This window comes from Pseudomonas sp. LBUM1644, from assembly GCF_059716195.1.
This window is the reverse complement of sequence record NZ_CP166812.1, coordinates 3,241,546-3,260,163: the sequence shown is the minus strand read 5'-3', so window position 1 is coordinate 3,260,163 and position 18,618 is coordinate 3,241,546. Positions and strand designations below refer to the sequence as shown.

Genomic DNA, 18,618 nt, shown 5'->3' with positions numbered 1-18,618 from the left:
CTGTCAACCCCTACCTTCCAGTTGGCAGGTAGTCGAGACTGCGAGTAGAATCCACCTCATCGGATGACCTGAGGACACAAACGTGAGCGAAAACGCGCGGGAAGCCATCTTGGCGGCTGCGAAAACGGCGGCGCAGAGGCATGGATACAACGGCATAAATTTTCGAAGTATCGGTGCAGCGGTGGGGATCAAAAACGCGAGCATCTATTACCACTTCTCGAGCAAGGCCGACCTTGGCGTCGCAGTTGCTGCACGCTACTGGCAAGACACCGCCAGCGTTTTGCAAGCGATTCGCGAGTCGAACCCCGATCCGATTCGTTGCCTGGAAATCTACCCGTCGATCTTTCGAACATCGCTGGAAGACGGCAACAGGCTTTGTCTGTCCAGCTTCATGGCAGCGGAATACGAAGACTTGCCCGAGGAGGTCAGGCGCGAGGTCAAGGCGTTTGCAGACATCAATGTGATGTGGTTGACACATGTGCTGGCTGACGCAGGAATGGGCAGCGCAGAAAGTTGTGAACGACGTGCCCGCGCCATTTACACCTCCGTTGCAGGCGCTCAATTGATTGCCCGGACTCGGCTCGATATTGGCCTATTCGACGATCTGATCCTCAGCTACCGGGAAGCGGGGCTGATTCCGACACCGCAGGCCTGACGCATCGTGGCCGCTTTTCAACCCAAAGCGGTTATTCGCTAATACCGTCATGCGCCGAACAAAGCCGTTCGATTGCTGACACTAAGATCATGAAAACAGCCGATCACAGGCTATGAGCTCAGACTGACGCTTCGGTCGGTTCTGACATAGTCACCCAGTTCTGAACGCTAGGACGCTCCTGCATCCTTACGTACCAGGCTTGAAGAGCCTCGCACTCCACAGGCACCGGCAGTTCCACGAGCCCCGCAAAGATTAATCCGCCTATGACTGTGATGTCGGCCATCGAGAAAACCTCGCCGGCGACAAATGGCTGTGTTTTTAGGACGGCATCGAAGTAATGCATTCCTTTGATGGCTTTATCGCGCTGACGAAATCCCCACTCGGCGTTCTGATAAATCTCTACGTCAGGGCCAAGACCTGGCGTGGCGTGGTGGAAGTAAGCGCTAACCGCATCGAGCAGCTCTAACTCGGCGCGCTTATTCATCATATGGATCAAACCCTTTTCTCGAGGCGTCGTTCCAGTGAGTGTGGGTGCGCCATCAAGTGCATCGAGGTATTCAGTGATGGCCGTGCACTCAGAAATGAACGTTCCGTCTTCGAGCTCAAGCACCGGCAGCGTTCCGGAGTAGTTTTTGGCCAGGAATTCGGCTTGTTTATGTTCGTTCTTCCAGAGATCGACCGACAGAAACTGCACTCGAGACTGCAAGTTCTTCTCGGCCAATGCAATGCGGACACGAGCAGGATAGGGGCCAGTGTGCCAGTCATGAATTGTCATCGTGGCCAGCTTCGATTCGTCAGTGTTGATGGTTTCAGAATTCATTGTCTTGTCTACCTATAGAAATTGCATAAAGTGCGGGGAGGGCCGATCCAATCACCGCTTGAGCTTCATCGTCATGACGCGCCAGTAATTGACGGGCATCAATCGTTCTAACCATGAGGCGATCAACGCGTCTCTACCCACAAGCACACGAGCCCGACGTTTTTCGATTCCTCGGACGATGATTTCGCTTGCCTGTTCAGGCTGTAGGCGTAGGAGCTTTTGCATGGCGCGCCGTCCTTTTTCTGCCTGCTCTTCGGTCAGTCCTGCAGATACTTTTGCATTGCTCGAAATCGATGTTGCTACGCCACCTGGATGTACCACGGTGACGCCAACCCTGGAGTTAGCCAGCTCATGACGCAGAGCATTGGAGAAACCGCGCACAGCAAACTTACTCGCTGAATAGGCGGCTTGACCTGGTGGAGAAATCAGGCCGAACAAGCTGGAGACATTTACAACCCGAGCTTCAGGCTCGTTATGCAGCAATGGTAAGAACGCGCGTGTCATGCACACAACACTTTCGAAATTCACGCGCATGACCCAGTCAAATTCATCTTCACTGACTTGCTGAAAAGTCCCGCCCATGGCGACGCCAGCATTGTTTATCAGGAGGCTGATTTTTCCTTGTGCAGTTATCACCTGATAGGGGAGTGCAGCCACGGCCACACGATCCGACACATCAAGTACGTGCTGGCTGACGCGGATTTCGTATGGCTCGACGAGCTTCGCTGTTGCGGCTAAACCTTCAGCGTTGATATCGGCAAGAGCTAGATGGCAACCACGCTTGGCTAACGAGATGGCCGTCGCTCGACCTATACCGCTTCCAGCACCAGTCAGCACCGCAACCGCATTTTTCAGATTCATGTTTTTCTCTTGGTGATTGCGCCGTTTGGCTCTATTCACGGTGTCGGAGGGCGGCATTGAGTTTCGGAAGGTGTCAGCTGAAACGGGCAACCCAGCGCAGTGGCAGAACCTGCATCAAGATCCCAACCAGTCTCCACGGCCAACCAGGGACACAAGCACTATTTGGTTCGCGCTCAATTGCACGCACGAGCGCGTGGCAACCAATGTCTTCGTCGACCTCAAACGGCAGCTTCTTTGCCCCGGCATTGAGCTCAGTGCGAATGTATCCCGGGTAGATGGTGCTGACCTTGATGGGCGTGTTTAGCAACTCCGCACGTATGCCCTCGCATAGGAAGGCTAAGCCTGCTTTGCTTGCCGCATACGTTGTGAGGTGCTTCGGTAATCCTCGCTTGGCGCTCATTGACGACATTGCCACGAGGTGACCTGAGTTTTGTTTCCGGAAGATTTCTACGGCAGCTTCACACTGAGCCAGTGCGGCGATGAAATTGGTTTCTGCCGTCTGCCGATTAACAGCGAAGTGGCCGGTACCTATCCGTCGACCATTGCCGACGCCAGCGTTGACGATGATTCGCTCCAGGCTACCGAAGGTACTTAGGAAGTCCTGAAAGACTTCGAAGACCTGCTCGTGATTGTTTACATCAAGCGTGCGCACTTCGATACGAACGTCATAATGCGCACCCAGCCTGGTTTGAAGTTCTGTTAGCCGTTCAGTGCGCCTGGCACATAAGGCAAGGTTGTAACCACGGGCTGCAAACTCATGGGCAAGACCAGCACCTAAGCCCGAACTCGCTCCCGTAATCAGTACGGTTTTACGTTTTTGCAACATGTCAGTCTCCTGTTGTCTGAGCTCGCAGCTCCAGACAACATGTGGTTATACCTTTGTACTCTGTCGAATCAGGCGCAGGCAGCGTCTGTGCAACGCATGTCCCATCAGCCAAAAATGTTTGAACGCTGGATTGCGGGTTTGCTTGTGGTGGTAGCGGTAGTAGATCTGCTGAATGATGACCGCCAATCGAAACAAGCCGAAAATCTCATAGAACAACCAGTGTTCAGCAGTCGTGCCGGTTTTCTGTTGGTAGTAATGAATCACTTCCTGGCGGGTTAGCATTCCAGGCAATTGAGTTGGCTGTCGTCGCGAAGCACGGAATAGGAAGTTGTCGTCCGGCTGCACCCAGTAGGCAAGCATGCTGCCCAGATCCATCAGCGGGTCACCGAGCGTGGCCATTTCCCAATCCAGAACACCAATCACACGGGTTGGATGCTGTGCGGACAGCACTACGTTGTCGAACCGCCAGTCGTTGTGAATGATGCAAGTCTTGCTGTCGAGTGGAGTATTGGCTTTGAGCCATGCACGCACCTTGCGGTACGACGGAACATTCCACGTCAGACTCTTCTCATATCGAGCGTCCCAGCCTCCGACTTGCCGCTTGCAGTAGCCTTCACCTTTGCCCAGATTTTCAAGTCCTGCCTGGTGGTAATCAACCTGATGCAACGCAACGAGCTGATCCAGCATGTTTAGGCATAGCTCTCTGACACGGGGTGCTGTGAACTGAAGGTCGCGGGGGAGGTTGGCGCGCGGGATGATTCCAGCTATTCGATGCATGACATAGAAATCACACCCGATCACTGATTGATCCTGGCACAGCGCAACCATACTCGGCACGACGGGATATACCGACTTGAGCTGCTGCTGTATGTGGTACTCCCGCGCCATGTCATGTGCGCCGGCAGCTTTAGTGCCTGTCGGAGGGCGACGCAAAATCAAGTCCCGATCAGGGTACTCCAGCCGGTATGTCCAGTTGGACGCACCGCCTGAATACTGAGTAACCTTGGGTTGGCCAATCAAACCGTCGAGTTGGGTCTTGAGCCAGCGATCAACTGCTGGCACGTCAAGTTCTTCTCCAGGGCGAACAGCTCCACCCTGATCGATGACCGTCCTGCTAGCACTTGCGCCTTCGCTAGGGGCGGTGGCAGTGTCAAGACTGGACTCACGCTTGCTCACTTGCTCGCACCTTTGGCGCCTGCACTCGACTTTGAAAAGCCGCGCTTCGCGATCTCTACCTTCGCAATGACACCTTTGTGTACCTCATCCGGGCCATCCGCCAGGCGAAGACTACGAGCCTGAGCGAAGAAAGCCGTCAGGGGTACATCGTGACTCAAGCCTTCACCGCCATGTAACTGGATGGCCATGTCCACCACTTGCTGCAGCACGTTTGGAGCAACCACCTTGATTGCGGAAATCTCGGTCATTGCGGCGAAGGTGCCCAATTTGTCCATCTTCCAAGCAGCATAAAGCGTTAAAAGGCGTGCTTGATCGATCGCAATACGTGCGTCGGCCACTCGCTCGCGATTACCGCCCAAATTTAGAAGTGGTCTGCCGAACGCAGAGCGTTGCATGCCACGATCAATGGTCAGTTCAAGAGCTTTTTCTGCAGCACCGATGCACCTCATGCAATGGTGAATACGACCCGGGCCTAGACGGCCTTGAGCGATTTCGAACCCCATTCCTGGGCCGCCGATGAAGCTATCAATTGGGACATGCACATTCGTAAAGCTCACTTCGCCATGGCCATGCGGTGCATCGTATTCGCCGAACACCGGCAGCATGCGTTCAATGCTCACACCCGGTGTATCGAGTGGAACCAGCACCATTGAGTGCTGATGATGGCGATCTTTGCTGGCGTCCGGTGTATGGGCCATAAGGATCACAACCTTGGCATGCGGGTCACCGATACCACTGGCCCACCATTTGCGGCCATTCACAACAATCTGACCATCCTCGACGATGGCGGTGGCCTGCATGTTGGTGGCGTCAGAAGAGGCGACATTGGGTTCAGTCATGCAGAAAACAGACCGAATCTCACCGGCCAGCAGAGGCAAAAGCCAGCGTTGTTTTTGCTCTTCATTGCCGTAACGCCACAGCACCTCCATGTTTCCAGTATCGGGGGCATTGCAGTTGAAAACGGTTGGGGCTATCAGACTACGACCTGTTTGCTCCGCAATCAGCGCGTAATCCTGGATGGGAAGTCCGGCACCGAGTGTTTCGTCAGGTAAAAACATGTTCCAAAGCCCCTGACTGCGGGCCTTAGCCTTCAGCTCTTCGAGAATCTGCGGAACCTTCCATTGGCGCCAGTCGCCACCGGGACAATTTGCAGCAACCTCGGCCCAGTAAGATGCTTCAACTGGTTCAATTTCCTCTTGGATGAAAGCCTTTACGCGGGCGAGGTAATCACGTCCTTTGGAGCTGGTCTCGAAGTACATGGCAATGCGCTCTGGTTGAATACAATCATCCTACGAACCTGTGTATGATGAGCGAAGTGATAATTGCTCATCTAAGGTTATGAACGAAACTAATAACTCCGTAAGCCTCGCAAAACTCGACCTGAATCTGTTCCGGGTCTTTGCAGTGATCTACCAAGAACGCAATTTGACGCGTGCCGCCGAACGTCTTTGCGTTAGCCAATCAGCAGTCAGTCATTCATTAGCTCGAATGCGCGATCAGCTAGATGACCCTCTGTTTGTGCGCGAGTCGCAGGGTGTAATGCCAACCCCGTTTGCGAAGCGTATCTGGCCCGACGTGGAGGAAGGGCTGCGGTATTTTCAACGTGCCTCCAGGCGCAGTGAAAGCTTTGATCCGGCACGTGATATTGAACAGATCACGTTGGCCATGAATGACGAAGTGGAGCCAACATTGCTTCCGATTTTGGTGAGTGCTCTTCATCAGGAAGCGTCAAATATTCGCATTGCCAGCGTAAGGGTCGATCGATCGTCACTTAAATCCGACTTAGCGACTGGCAAGCTCGATTGCGTGATTGATGTTGCACAGGCTGCGGATGAGCAACTCATGCACACGTCGTTGACTAAGGACGATTTTGTCGTCGTGAGTCGCAATCCCGGTGTTATAGATCATGCGTCTTATCTGGCAGCTGAACATGTCACCGTGTCGTCTCGCAGGGCAGGGCGCAGTCTCGAAGATTGGGAACTTGCGAGGCTAGGTATTCATCGACGAATCACAGTACGCGCTCAGCATTATCAGTCGGCGTATCGCTTGGTCGCTGAAAGCAATCTACTGCTCACCATCCCGCGAAGCCTTGCCCTTGAGCTGAACGTGGTTTTCAACAATCACATCCATGAACTGCCTGTGCCTATTCCTCCTGTCGAGTTGCATATGTTTTGGCACAAAGAGCGGGATAAAAACCCTGCCAACGTTTGGTTGCGCAATACAGTGCTGAAGGCCCTCGGCGCGGGTCTTATACATCTGGATCCGTGACCAGGAGCAAGGCGTCCAGATTGGGCACCTTGCTTTTGGCCAGCTTATTTACCTAACGTACCTGTGTGGTAATCCAAGCGGACTTCGATGTCGGCATTCTCCTGCAGGGGGGTCGTTCTATACGAATCCGCTTGCCTGCTTTCATATTCATTGGACTCCATATTGCTTAATGATTTCGCATTAGCAATGAGGGCACTCTGGACACTTAAATGTGTTCGTTTCGTAGAAAAAAACATAGGTCGCACAGAGGCATCGGGCTGATTCAAAACGCCCAGTTCAGATCATTTTTCGGTTGTCGATTTCTGCTCAAAACTAAGGGTGGTAGAGATATCTCTCTACCACCCCAGTTGTCAGTCACCACTCATCATTCATGACGAGTGTCGATACGGCGCAGGGCTATCAGACGATAGCTTTGCCGACCACTTTGATGATTCGATCCGCGATGTAATCCACATGTGTTTCCAGCGCGAAATGCCCGGTGTCCAGAAGCTCAATCACCGCGTTCGGATTATCGGTTGCGAATGCTTCTGCACCTGGTGGGATGAAGAACGGATCGTGCTTGCCCCAGATGACCAGCGCTGGCAATTTGGTGTCGCGGAAGAATTGCTGGAAGGCTGGATACAGTTTCAGGTTGTTGGCGTAATCGAGGAACAGGTCGAGCTGGATCTCCTTGTTGCCTGGACGCTGCATCAAGAGGTCATCCAACAGATACGACTCAGGAGCGACCGCATCAGGGTTGGAAACACCATGCAGGTACTGCCAACGCGTGCCGTCCAGATTGAGCACGTTGTCGTGAATCACCTTGCGGTTTTCAGCGGTAGGATCCGCCCAGTAAGCTCTGATAGGCGCCCAAGCATCACCCAGACCTTCAAGGTAAGCATTACCGTTCTGAGATACCAAAGCTGTTACACGTTCTGGATGAGCGAGCGCCAAACGAAGGCTCGTTGGTGCGCCATAGTCGAAGAAATACAGGGCGTATCGTTTCAGATTCAACGCATCGACAAAATCGCCCAGCGTTTTAGCCAAACTATCAAATGTATAAACGTACTCACGTGACGACGGTACTTCTGTGAATCCAAAGCCGGGCAGATCGGGAGCGATGACTCGGTAGTGTTTCGCCAGCAGGGGGATCAGCTGACGGTATTGGTGGGACGACGAAGGAAAGCCGTGCACCAGCAAAATGACTGGAGCATTGATGTCGCCTGCTTCGCGGTAAAACACTTTCACCCCGTCTGCTTCGACGTACTGAGTGACAACACTGTTGGTTAGAGCTGAAGTAGTCATGTCAAAAACCTCTTTAATCAATATAAATGGATTTAAATCAAAAACGTACAAGCAGCTCCGAGCCCCGCAGTCCATCGTCAAACCCTGTTCAGAATTACTCTGAGGCCTTTCGAAAACCTGGATGTGGGGCCTTTGGCAGCCTCAAACTTTTACTCGTCAATCAGAAGTGCGAGATACCGCCGTCAACGATGACTTCTGAACCAGTCATGAAGGACGAATCATCGCTGGCCAAGAAGACAACAGCGCTGGCGATTTCATTGGCTTCACCAAAACGACCCAGTGGTACTTGGGCTTCGATACTGGCGGCAACGGCGCTCAAATCAGCGTCCGACAGACCCAGCTTGCCGTGGAATGGTGTGCTGATTGGGCCAGGGCTGATGGCGTTGACTCGAATTCCACGTGGGGCCAACTCTGCACCCAAAGTCAGTGCCAGGGAGCGAACTGCAGCTTTGCTGGCGGACAAAATTGACAACCCTGGAGCGCCAACGCGATTAAGGAACGAGGTGGTCAGGATCACGCTGCTACCTTTGACCAACAAAGGCGAAGCTTTTTGAACGGTAAAGAAAATGCCCTTGAAGTTCAGCGCGAACTGGTCGTCGATCTGCTCATCGGTGACAGCTTCCAGGGGCGCGGCAGTGCCAGCACCGGCGTTTGCGAACAGCACGTCGATATGGTCATAGCGGGCGCTGATGGTTTTGAAAACACGATCCACTTCAGCAACTTTACGCAAATCGGCGGAGATGACCATTGCTTCCGGGCCGAGTTCTTTCTTGGCTTCTTCCAGGCGAGCCGGGTTGATACCAGTAACGATGACGTGGGCACCTTCATCACGGAAGCGCTTGGCAGTTTCAAGGCCGATACCTGAGGTGCCGCCAGTGATCAAAGCTACTTTATTGGTCAGTTTCATGATGTTGCTCCATTAGTATGGGCTGGTTGAGTGCAGGCGGTTTTGACTGCATGAACCTACTATCGGCGCGATCCTGACTACTGCCAAATCAGAAGATCTGTGCGGCATGCAAAGAAAAACTTGGGTGGTCGTGAGAGGTGCAGTTTGTCGCGTTCGGCGACTGGTTAGCCTGCTGTCAGAGGACAAAAAAAGCCCGCCGGGTTTACCGACGGGCTTCTTTTTAATGCCAAGACTTCAAGCAGATACTCATCCAGCATTTTGGGTCGTATGCATACATGCCGCGTGCAGTGCCCCCCCCCCAAGGCTACAAGACTTAACTATCAGCGAGGCAGCGGCTGCGTTCAGATCACCTTATTGCCTGGTGAGCTTTCAAAAGTGCCAGAAGGGATAGCACGTGGCCCTAGCAACGGAGTCAGTGCGAGCATCAGTAACGAGACCACAAACAAAAGCACATACGGGATGGTGAACGCGCCTGACAAATCTCGAAGTGCGCCGAAGCCGTAGGGCCCGATGGCGGCGATCAGGTAGCCGATGAGACTACTGAAAACTGTCCATGCGTTTGCTTCTTCTGCCGAGCTCGTGTGATCCAGAGGAAGTGTAAGTCCTAAGGTGAGTGCGGCGCCTAAACCCACGGCTATTAGCAAGATAAAAATAGCGGGCGAGATCGTGCTGACGAAGGCCAGGCCTGCGATACCCACAATCGTAATGACCGTGCTAATTGCGATCCACACCCTCCGATCTGGAGAGCTACCCGCTATCAGTCCCATCACGAAATTTGCCACCGTGAACGCTAGCGTAAATCCGCTCAACAAGAACTCGGGTTTGATGGTGGACGTCTGCATTTCAAGCATTGACGGGGCAAGCCAGGCGAACACCGCGTAGCTCAGAAATTGGCTACAACCGAAGTAAAGCGCGACCAGCCAGGCTTTGGGATTTCCCCAAGGGAGTTTCACCGACGTTCCACCGCCCTCTGCTTTAGTTGGTGACGGGTGTGCCCTGGCCATGAGTAACCATGCCAGCGTGCCAGATATGCTGAGGACTGCCCATATACCAGCCCCCATTCGCCAGGAGCCGGACACAGTGGAGATGGCCAGAGTGCTTGAGGTTGCGATGAGTGCGCCGGCACTGAGCCCTGTCGAAAAGATGCCCATGAACAATGCTGCGCGACTGTCATAGTTTTGCTTGATCCAACCCGCCACGAGCGTGTTTGCGATAGCAATCCCCGCGCCGATGATTGCAGTGCTGAACAAAAGGGCTGATGTGGTACCCACAGTCGCACGCAGTGCCGTGGCAAGCCCTAACAGCACGAGCGAAGCAATGATGGTTGAGTTCGTACCGAAACGTTTGGCGAGAAATGGGGCGAGCAGTGCTAGAAATCCCATGCACAAATTCGGAATTGAAGTGAGCATGGACGCTTGGGTATAGCTGAGCCCAAACGACTGCTGAATGCTTGAAAGGATAGGGCCAACGGACATAATTGCCGGACGTAGGGCCAGGGCAAGGATGATTAAACCAATCCCTGCCAGAAGCGGCGAGGGCGGCTTGGTAAAGGCATTTGACTTTGGCATCTGACACGCTCCGATGTTTGCTGATCCATCAGACGAATTTCTTCCAAAAGTTGGCAGCTTCGCTGGGTCTTAGGTGGCCCAGGTTTGATCGTCCGTGGGTCTCGAACAACGTTCAGCGATCAGCGTCGGCTGACTCAATGAGCCAGCCGAGCTGTTCATATTTAACGATCGAATCTTTGACTGTTAACGTTACTTGTTGAGCCAATCACGAATGGCGGCAGCGAAGATCTCGGTTGCTTCAAGCGGTGTGAAGTGACCCACACCTGGCAAGCGCTTAAGCGTGTAGTTGACGAAGAAGTCGTCCAAACGATCAGACCAGGCAATCGGGAAAATCGGATCAGTTTCCTGCCACAAAATCGTGGTCGGCGTTTTCAGTCGATCGGCAGCTGCTGGAGCGACTTCAGTGGCGTAAGCGGTCACTGGGTTGCCGGAAGAGCGGTACCAAGCGATCGATGCGTTAAACGCGCCAGGTGGGGAGTACACGTCTGCCAGGTGATCGATACGCTTCTCATCAACGACGTAGCTAGGGCCCGACCAGTGAGACCAGAAGTGATGAAGGTAGGCGCGAGCTGCGTCACGCTTGCCATCGACAAGTGTTCCAAAGAGCTCGAGATTATGGAAACTGGTGTACCAGAATTCCATTGCTTCCTTAAGCTCAAGAACACGGTCGCCGGCGCCAGGCAGAGGAGGGGACACCACCAGCGCTTTTACCAAGTCTGGACGCATCGAAGCGATGGTCTGAGAGATGAAGCTGCCCACATCGTAGCCACAAACAATTGCATTCTTGATGCCCAACTCGTCCATCAAGGCAATGATGGCACGCGCTTGGCCTTGGCCGGAATAGATCTGTTCTGGATCAGCATCGTGTTTGTCCGACTGACCAAAGCCGCGCAGGTCAGGTACCAGAACATCGGCATGGTCGGTCAGCAGTGGAACCAGGTGGTCGTAGTCGGTGTGATCGCCTGGCCAACCATGCAGCAGTACAACCGGATCACCTGAGCCGGAACGTTCATAAGCGATCTTAAAACCTTCAGTGACGGATGAAAATTTCATGGTGTTCAGCTTCCTGTATGGGCGGGAATTCATGAGTGCCTTTCGGTGACTCACTATCGCCATACCGGAATTGCGGGACAAATCAGAAGATCTGTCCTAGTCAGATAGAAAAACTTTCCTGCCTACTAAGCGCGTTGTTTTTAGGGCCCTGCAGAGCTTCGACTCTAATTGTCAGTGGCAAAAATGGGTGCATGTCTGATCAGCGGTGCGAGGAGGTGTTGCTCTGTCTCGATCAAAAAATCAATCAGAATTCGTACTCGCATTGGCACATGCCTCGCGTGTGCTGTAGCTGACCGATTCCTCTTTCACCAGCGGGACTGTCGCGGTGGTTTATGGTGGTTCAACAGCCGGTACCTGGTAACTCGAATCAGTTTTCTCTGTGAAAACCGATGATGTCTCCCATTCACATTCGTGCGAGATGGGAAGGCGTCATCGCCGAACAGAGGAATTGATAGAAGCTCGCCTGAGCCCCTGCTACGTAGCAGGGATTAGGTCTCGACTGAGAACTTTCCATTGATCGAATTGATCGAAACCCCCAAGGTTAATCCGAGGGGGTTTCTTTTTTTGCCTGTCCTATAAGCCATTGCTTGAAGGCTTCTGCCGCGATGCTGATCGGGATGCCTTCTCTGGCCACGATGTAGAACGAAAAAATACTCGGTTGAGCATCTCCAAATGGTCTGATCAAGCGCCCTGCTGCAAGATCAGCCGCGACGAGTGAACGTCTACTAAGCGCCACCCCGCACCCACAGATAGCCGATTGAATGACGGTTGCAGAGTTGTTGATCTGCAAACCGCGCTCCACACCGTCATGAACGTGCCCTATGTGTTGTAGCCACGTTTTCCATGTCAGAAACTCTGGCGAATCACGCATCGATACATCATGAAGCAGGGGATGAAACGCAAGCGCTTCTATGGACGTCAGTGGGTGCTCGTCGAGTAATAGCGAAGGGCTGCATACGGGAAAAAACTCGTCGCTCATCAGATGGGTGGATACGAGGCCTGGCCATTGACCGCTACCAAAGCGAATTCCCAAATCGACGCGTTCCGTGGCGAAATTTACGAGTCGTATATTACTGTCTAAGCGGAGCTCATATTGAGGGAAGAGCGTCTGAAAGTTCTCCACCCTCTGCAGCAACCATTTATCTGCGAAAGCTGGAGAAGACGTCACGTTGATACATATCAGGGCGCTCCCCGTTTTCAACGTTTCCACCGCCGCGCCTAGTAAGTCAAACCCGCCTTGTAACTCCTGCAGAATGGACAACGCGACTTCTGTAAGAACAAGGCGAGCAGGGCCGCTGCGTGAGCGATGGAACAAGATGACGTTGTACGCTTCCTCCAAGCCCCTGATCAACTGCCCCACAGCAGCGGGGGATACGTTCAGTTCTTCTGCCGCACGAATGTAGCTGCAATGGCGCGCTGCAGATTCGAAGGCTCTTAAGGCGTTGAGATGGCCTGGCGCGCGCATACGAAGGGCTCTACGGTAGGGCCTCCTGCCCATTGCAAATATGAGGGGCGTACATCCAAACGAATGTAGTCCTATTTCCAGCTGAAAAGAACGATATTGCTCAGGGTTTTCTCGCTTAAATTGCTTCCGTTCAGCGTTACGACAGGAATGATTGATCGTGCAACTTGACGATTGTTGTGTTGGTCGTGCCCGTTTTGGTTGTTTATTTTCTGGCCATATAGTCCCTGGGAGACTCACCCATGATTTTTTTGAACAGTGCCGTGAAGGCGCTTGGGCTCGCATAACCCAAGGAGCTGGCGACATTCCCCAACGCCTCACCACGCTCGAGCCTATCAAGCGCTTCGGCCAGGTGGACTTGCTGAACCCATTGTCTGAATGTCAGTTTCGTTTCTTTGACAAAAAGTCTGATGAGTGTGCGGGAGCTGGCACCTACCTCATCTGCCCAATACTCGATCGTCCTAGGTTGGTCAGGATGAGCAAGGATGGCGCTGCAAACGACTAGAAGCCGGCGATCACTGGGCCACGGAATGGCAAGCGGCACCGTGGCAGCTTCTGCCATTTGCAGCAGAATAAGTTCGGCGAGAAGCATGCCCTTGCCAGCAAGGTCGTACTCGATTGGCTCCAGAATAAACGCCACGATGAGCTCGCGAAGCAGAGCAGATACCTCCAATAGCCTGCAGGTGCTGCCCATCACCTCTGATTTTTCTGGAGCAACATAAATCGTCCGCATTTTTACTGACGTCATCATGAGCTGGTCATGGACAATGCCTGGAGGAATCCAAAGCGCCTTGTTCGGAGGCACCAGCCACAGCCCATGTTCAGTTTTGACTTTCATCAAACCGGAGACAGCGTATAGAAGTTGCCCGCGTACATGGTGATGCGGTGCGTTATAGCTACCGGCGGATTGATCCCGAGGCATCCCGGTTACGTCACGGGCTACGTGTTGATAATCCTCTGGCTCGTTGCTCTTTGACTCGGTCATGAAGGACAACGGCCTCTTGTCATATTGGCGACGAATTATGTCTCAAAGCATCCGGCAGCCCTCGATAGGCTGATGATTATCCGGACGAGCTTTCAGTTGCGTCCAGAATCACCGGAGCATCTGTCATGACACTCAATAGCCAGTTGATCAAACGACCATCCCGCGTCATGGCTGCCATCGGCCTGCTGGTACTTTCGCTGGCCTTGCGTCCGGCCATCATCTCGATTGGGCCGATTCTTCTGGATATCCGGCAAGCGTTCAATCTCAGCTTCACGCAAGCTTCGTTGCTTACGTCGATACCGGATCTGTGTATGGGAGCTTTGGCCTTGGCTTCGCCTTTGTTGGCAAAACGTTTCGGCGTTAATGGCACCATTATCGCTTCTCTTGTGTTGTTGGCCATAGGAATTGTCCTTCGCTCGCAGATGGAGTCAGTATCTGGATTGCTGCTCACGACCTTCATCATCGGGGTAGGAATTGCGGTGGCTGGCTCACTGATCGGTGGCTGGATAAAAGAGTTTTACAGCGACCATGCGCCGATGTTCATGGGTATCTACTCCACTGGGCTGAGCCTGGGTGCGACCGCTGCTGCGGCAGGTACAGACGCACTGACAACTGCAACAGGTTCCTGGCGGATGGGAGCAGGTGTTTGGGTGATCCTGTGCATCACCGGGATTGTGAGCTGGCTTTGGTTGTCCAAATCACACAAGTCATCCACTGACCGAAGCCAGCCTCAAAACAGAGCGAAGCTTCCGTGGAGGAACCCAAAAGCCTGGCTGATTGCGCTGTACTTTGGTTGCGGCCAGTTCTTGTGTTACGCGATTCTCGCTTGGCTTGCGCCTTCCATGCTGCAAATGCACACCTCGACGATTTCCCCTGGCTATCTGTTGAGCGCGTTCACTTTGATTTTTACAGTCGCTAATTTCCTGACCGGCGCTGTCGCTGGCAAGTCCATAGATCGTCGCCTTTTGATTGGCATATCTTCCGCATTAACAGTGGTCGGGGTGGGAGGCTTGGCGTGTATCGAATCGATTTCTCCACTCGTTTTCATCGCTTTCACCGCAGTAGGTTTGGGATCAGCGTTCACTTTGGGCATGACACTGCCGCTTGACCAAACTCAAACGCCTCAACAAGCGAACGCCTGGACTGTCTTCACCTTATTCATTGGTTATTTGATTGCTGCTGCGGGGCCCTTTGGATTCGGTGCGCTGCGTGATTTGACCGGCACATTTGCTTCGCCTTACGTGCTTTTAACCTCTGTGGCCGTCGTGATGCTTGTGCTTACGCCACTGTTGCGGCCAACGACCGAGCCTCAAATTGCCGAATCTAGCCCAGCACTGATTCCTGTTGCGAGCTAAGCCCGATGCTGACTTGAGCCGATTTTGTTCCTCTACCCGGACAAGATAGTTTTTCTATCTCTGTTGGACAGAGATTCTGGTTTGCATGATGACCGTTCTGTTCACGATAGTGACCATATTGTCGAAGCGCCTATCTCGCTTCAATGCAGCAAGGATTCGAATGAAAACAAGCACCAGGTTGGACATTGATCATCTACCACGTATTTCTCTACTGGATGGCCCCACACCGATACAGCATCTCTGGCGTCTGGAGACCCGCCTAGGAAAGGCTCTGGCAGGTGTACGGATCTATATCAAACGTGATGACCATATTCTGTTTGCTGGTGGTGGGAACAAGGTACGCAAGCTTGAATTTTTGATGGGTGCGGCGCTGGCGGATGGTTGTGACACAGTCATAGCAACAGGAGGCCTGCAATCTAATCATGCGCGTCTGACTGCTGCGGCCGCAGCTCGTGTAGGTATTGATTGCGAGCTGGTTCTGGGCCGCGTAGTGCCTCGGGAGGACGTCGAATATGAACAGAATGGAAACATCCTGCTCGACAAAATTTTCGGTGCGAAACTCCACATCTTGGCTCGGGGCCAAAACGCATCAGATTTCGTCTATGAGAGGGCGGGTAAACTGGCTCAAGCAGGTAAGAAAGTAGCGGTCATCCCAATGGGTGGATCTTCTGCGGTAGGTGCGCTGGGGTATGCACGTTGCGCAGAGGAGATCCTCGCTGCCGAAATCGAATTAGATATTCAGTTTGAAAAAATATTGATCCCAAATGGCAGCTCAGGGACGCATGCGGGTTTGGCAGCAGGGTTGTCGGCACTTGGGCGTTCGGCTGACATGGTGCGCTCTTATTCTGTTCTGGGAGAGGAGGAGGCCACAACAACTACGACCTTACTTCTTGCCAATGGCGCGCTGGATTTATTGGGTTGCGACCGCATCCGCTCATGTGCAATTGATATTTGTGGTGAACACAGAGGCGCTGGCTATGGCATTCCAACAGATGAAGCAATGGACGTAATTGGATTGCTCGCTAAGGCCGAAGGTATCCTGCTAGACCCGGTTTATTCAGCAAAAGCATTTGCCGGCATGCTCCACGACATTCGCCAAGGAGCTTTCAAGCCAGGTTCGAATGTTCTGTTCGTTCACACCGGAGGAACACCGGGGCTATACGCCTATCGCTCTGAGTTTTAATTCAGATCGGTACAGGACGTAATAGTGAGTAAAAATGTGAGCGAAGCCAGCCTAAAAATCAGAGAACTACCTTCAGCATTTCGGTAGTCATCCATCTCTGCTATCTCATTGAAAGCAGGCAGCACCGCCAGTTGGTATGCCTGTGCCGCGTCCAAAATGGCCACCATAGATTTTCTTTGTGGGTAGGACAGATCTTATGGTTTGGCTCACTTTTCATTTGAGTTGATAGTTCATTCAGGCGGGAAAACGTCCTTGAGCGTCACCTGACAGATCCGGCCGGATGGCGACTCACCGAATACCGCGACATCGACTTTTAAAGCCACACGGAACGATCAGCTCACTGCGATTGGTGAATTCGTTCGACTCCGCTGTGAGCCCATCCAATCAATTTATTAGGGCACTGAGTGCCGCCGGAGAATTGTCATGACTACGCCGATTCAAGAGCCTGCAATCACTATCAATGTATCGCGGCGCCAAACGTTGGCTGCAGTAGCGGTCGGCGCAGCAGCGCTTTTAGTCCCCCATTTGAGCATGGCGGCCACACCTGCAAAGGTAAAATCTACTGCTGGAGCAGTCGATGAAAACACCCTGAAAGACGTCAAATACAAAACTCAAAAGGTGGGTGACGTTGAGGTCTTTTATCGCGAAGCGGGGCCTGCGAATGCACCGGTCATCCTGCTGCTTCACGGGTTTCCAACTTCCAGCCATATGTTCCGCAATTTGATTCCGCTGCTGGCTGACAAATACCGTTTGATTGCTCCCGACCTGCCTGGCTTTGGTAACACCAAATCACCAGATCGATCCGCATTCGCCTACACCTTCGACAACCTCGCAAAAGTCATCGGAGGCTTCACTGAAGCGTTAGGTTTGAAGCATTACGTGATTTACGCGTTTGATTACGGCGCTCCAACCGGCTTCCGACTGGCGATGGCCCATCCTGAACGAGTCACTGCAATCATCAGCCAAAACGGTAACGCATATGTTGAAGGTCTCAGCGATCAATGGGGGGCCTGGCAGGACTACTGGCGCAATCCATCAGCGGAAACGCGCGAGGCCTGTAGAGCGTCGCTGAGCGCAGACACGATCATTAATTTCCAGTACCTGCACGGTGCTGATCCAGCGCTGGTTGCTCCTGACGGCTACACCCTGGACATCGCTTACATGGCGCGTCCCGATGCCGAAGAAAAACAACTGGATTTGATTCTGGATTATCGAACCAACGTCGCACTGTATCCGGAGTTCCAAAAGTATTTCCGGACACATCAACCGCCGCTGTTGGCTGTATGGGGCAAGAACGATCCCGCGTTTATTCCACCAGGAGCAGTCGCTTACAGTCGCGATATACCCAAGGCAGAAGTGCACTTCCTGGACACCGGTCATTTCGCGCTGGAAACGCATTCTCCCGAAGTCGCGAGCCTGATGCGCGAATTCCTCGAGCGAAAAATTTCCAAGGCATAAACGCCTAACCGTTTTTGAAAACGCGGTAGGAGCCACGGCCCGCCGCTTTCGATCATGAGCACGAAGCTTTTTGAGGAACGTCTAATGGAACAACGATCAGAAACACGTCCGCCATTGCCGCCATTTTCTCGTGAGACCGCGATTCAAAAAGTGCGCGCAGCTGAGGACGGCTGGAACAGCCGTGATCCAGAAAAGGTTTCGTTGGCGTACACGACTAACACGTACTGGCGCAATCGGGCCGAGTTCGCGTATTCGCGTGTGGAAGCAAAGGTCTTTCTAGAGCGTAAGTGGGCAAAAGAGCATGACTACCGATTGATTAAAGAGATGTGGGCATTCTCGGATAATCGCATTGCTGTCCGTTTCGCTTATGAATGGCATGACGACTCTGGCAATTGGTTCCGATCCTTCGGAAACGAGAATTGGGAATTTGATGACAACGGACTAATGCGAGAGCGATATGCCTGCATCAATGACCTTCCAATCAAGGCCTCGGAACGCAGATATCATTGGCCGCTCGGACGACGCCCCGACGACCATCCTGGTTTGTCGGAGCTTGGATTCTAAGTCCTGAGAAGGCATTTGCATCTGGCTGAGCCAGGCGCTTGAAGAACTTGAGTAGAGAGATGATTCAGCAGAATCGGCTGCTGGTTCAGACTCAGCTATTTCGCTTTTCTGACGTCTTGCTGTGCGGGTGAACCATTGGTAAAGGCTGGCCAATTCATTACGTCAGGTATCAACTGAAGTATCGGTAGTTGTA

The 18,618-nt window shown here is 52.9% G+C and carries 17 protein-coding genes; 6 read left to right on the top strand and 11 right to left on the bottom strand.

The features are described from left to right. Positions 1-82 precede the first annotated feature (82 nt). Positions 83-655: a TetR/AcrR family transcriptional regulator gene (locus ACA052_RS14710; RefSeq protein WP_497645528.1), complete on the top strand. Its 573-nt coding sequence runs from the start codon at positions 83-85 to the stop codon at positions 653-655. Between the two features lie 118 nt (positions 656-773). On the opposite strand, the gene ACA052_RS14705 is transcribed toward ACA052_RS14710, so the two are convergent. From ACA052_RS14705 to ACA052_RS14685, 5 genes are all read right to left on the bottom strand, one after another. Beyond that, the gene (locus ACA052_RS14705; protein ID WP_497645527.1) at positions 774-1,475 is read right to left on the bottom strand and encodes a glutathione S-transferase; all 702 of its coding nucleotides are present in this window, start codon (positions 1,473-1,475) and stop codon (positions 774-776) included. A gap of 51 nt (positions 1,476-1,526) precedes the next feature. After that, positions 1,527-2,336 carry an SDR family NAD(P)-dependent oxidoreductase gene (locus ACA052_RS14700; protein ID WP_497645526.1) on the bottom strand — a complete coding sequence of 270 codons (810 nt, stop codon included), beginning with the start codon at positions 2,334-2,336 and terminating at the stop codon, positions 1,527-1,529. A 73-nt stretch (positions 2,337-2,409) separates the two neighbouring features. Then, complete coding sequence (locus tag ACA052_RS14695; protein ID WP_497645525.1) at positions 2,410-3,162, bottom strand: SDR family oxidoreductase; 753 nt, start codon at positions 3,160-3,162, stop codon at positions 2,410-2,412. A gap of 45 nt (positions 3,163-3,207) precedes the next feature. Beyond that, positions 3,208-4,266, bottom strand: a complete 1,059-nt coding sequence (locus ACA052_RS14690; protein ID WP_497650328.1) for a phosphotransferase family protein — start codon at positions 4,264-4,266, stop codon at positions 3,208-3,210. A 68-nt stretch (positions 4,267-4,334) separates the two neighbouring features. After that, positions 4,335-5,597 (bottom strand): acyl-CoA dehydrogenase family protein, encoded by a 1,263-nt coding sequence (locus ACA052_RS14685; RefSeq protein WP_497645524.1) that lies wholly within the window; start codon positions 5,595-5,597, stop codon positions 4,335-4,337. A gap of 79 nt (positions 5,598-5,676) precedes the next feature. On the opposite strand from ACA052_RS14685, the gene ACA052_RS14680 reads away from it, so the two are divergent. Continuing rightward, positions 5,677-6,606 carry a LysR family transcriptional regulator gene (locus ACA052_RS14680; protein ID WP_497645523.1) on the top strand — a complete coding sequence of 310 codons (930 nt, stop codon included), beginning with the start codon at positions 5,677-5,679 and terminating at the stop codon, positions 6,604-6,606. 399 nt (positions 6,607-7,005) lie between these two features. Here ACA052_RS14680 and ACA052_RS14675 read toward each other — a convergent pair whose 3' ends face one another. The 6 genes from ACA052_RS14675 to ACA052_RS14650 form a co-directional block, all read right to left on the bottom strand. Next, a complete protein-coding gene (locus ACA052_RS14675; protein WP_497645522.1) occupies positions 7,006-7,890 on the bottom strand; it encodes an alpha/beta fold hydrolase in 885 nt (294 codons plus the stop codon). Between the two features lie 160 nt (positions 7,891-8,050). After that, positions 8,051-8,797, bottom strand: coding sequence for an SDR family oxidoreductase (locus ACA052_RS14670; protein WP_201181132.1), 747 nt, complete (start codon positions 8,795-8,797; stop codon positions 8,051-8,053). Positions 8,798-9,138: 341 nt separating this feature from the next. Beyond that, a complete protein-coding gene (locus ACA052_RS14665) occupies positions 9,139-10,365 on the bottom strand; it encodes an MFS transporter (protein WP_497645521.1) in 1,227 nt (408 codons plus the stop codon). 189 nt (positions 10,366-10,554) lie between these two features. After that, the gene (locus ACA052_RS14660; protein WP_497645520.1) at positions 10,555-11,418 is read right to left on the bottom strand and encodes an alpha/beta fold hydrolase; all 864 of its coding nucleotides are present in this window, start codon (positions 11,416-11,418) and stop codon (positions 10,555-10,557) included. A gap of 541 nt (positions 11,419-11,959) precedes the next feature. Further along, positions 11,960-12,883: a LysR substrate-binding domain-containing protein gene (locus tag ACA052_RS14655; RefSeq protein ID WP_497645519.1), complete on the bottom strand. Its 924-nt coding sequence runs from the start codon at positions 12,881-12,883 to the stop codon at positions 11,960-11,962. A 202-nt stretch (positions 12,884-13,085) separates the two neighbouring features. Further along, positions 13,086-13,865, bottom strand: coding sequence for an AraC family transcriptional regulator (locus tag ACA052_RS14650; RefSeq protein WP_497645518.1), 780 nt, complete (start codon positions 13,863-13,865; stop codon positions 13,086-13,088). A 125-nt stretch (positions 13,866-13,990) separates the two neighbouring features. Here ACA052_RS14650 and ACA052_RS14645 point away from each other — a divergent pair, with 125 nt between their 5' ends. The 4 genes from ACA052_RS14645 to ACA052_RS14630 all read left to right on the top strand — a co-directional run bounded on the left by ACA052_RS14645 (position 13,991) and on the right by ACA052_RS14630 (position 18,425). Continuing rightward, complete coding sequence (locus tag ACA052_RS14645; RefSeq protein WP_497645517.1) at positions 13,991-15,220, top strand: MFS transporter; 1,230 nt, start codon at positions 13,991-13,993, stop codon at positions 15,218-15,220. A gap of 160 nt (positions 15,221-15,380) precedes the next feature. Then, positions 15,381-16,403, top strand: coding sequence for a D-cysteine desulfhydrase family protein (locus ACA052_RS14640; RefSeq protein WP_497645516.1), 1,023 nt, complete (start codon positions 15,381-15,383; stop codon positions 16,401-16,403). Positions 16,404-16,826: 423 nt separating this feature from the next. Beyond that, positions 16,827-17,861 carry an alpha/beta fold hydrolase gene (locus tag ACA052_RS14635; protein ID WP_497645515.1) on the top strand — a complete coding sequence of 345 codons (1,035 nt, stop codon included), beginning with the start codon at positions 16,827-16,829 and terminating at the stop codon, positions 17,859-17,861. A gap of 84 nt (positions 17,862-17,945) precedes the next feature. Continuing rightward, complete coding sequence (locus tag ACA052_RS14630; RefSeq protein WP_201181123.1) at positions 17,946-18,425, top strand: nuclear transport factor 2 family protein; 480 nt, start codon at positions 17,946-17,948, stop codon at positions 18,423-18,425. Positions 18,426-18,618 lie beyond the last annotated feature (193 nt).